At 64.1% G+C, this 640-nt stretch carries 1 protein-coding gene; it reads right to left on the minus strand.

Annotated features, from left to right (window positions below):
• Positions 1-30: 30 nt before the first annotated feature.
• Positions 31-495 (minus strand): hypothetical protein, encoded by a 465-nt coding sequence (locus G1E_RS26225; protein ID WP_009685806.1) that lies wholly within the window; start codon positions 493-495, stop codon positions 31-33.
• Positions 496-640 lie beyond the last annotated feature (145 nt).

Below are 640 nucleotides of genomic sequence, written 5' to 3' on the forward strand. Positions count from 1 at the left end.
GCCGGCGATAGGGCCAGTACTGGCAATGAATCAATTGGCAAATGTACCTTGCAGGTGCTCAGCCCGAAACTCCAGGGTTTGTGGTCGGTAACCGGAACGCAGGGGCGGCAAGGGCAGGCAGTCTTCCCACTCGGCCCCCGGCTGCAGTTCGCCAGGGCCACGGTAGCGCGGCGCGTTGTAGGTATTTTCGGCGAGGTTCACGGTATCGCCCGGTGCATAGGCGGCTACGCGCCAACGCAGTTCGGTGAGCGGTACCGGGTTGCCGTTCTTCATGTGCACCTGCAGGGTTCGGTCGGCGGGGCACTGGTCTGGGGCGTAGCGCAGGCGCAGGTCCAGGCGGGCCAGTTGCGAGGCTTCGCGGGTGTCCTGCCAGGCAACGAACAGGGCCACCAGGCCCAGGCCGCACACGGCGGCCAGGGAAATGGGCAGGGCCTTGGCCGGGTAGCGCAACAGCAGCACCAGCCAGGTGAGGATAAGGACGGCACCGATGATCATGAGCCTTGCAGACCTTGGTTGTGCGGGTCTGACCATCGTAGCCTTAAATGAGGGAGGGCTCAAAAGCGGGAGGGCTTCCCCCTCCTATCGCCGGCAAGCCAGCTCCTGCAGGGATCGCATCAGGGCTGATAGGTGTTTGTCACAA

The organism is Pseudomonas sp. TJI-51, from assembly GCF_000190455.2.
Lineage (GTDB): Bacteria > Pseudomonadota > Gammaproteobacteria > Pseudomonadales > Pseudomonadaceae > Aquipseudomonas > Aquipseudomonas juntendi.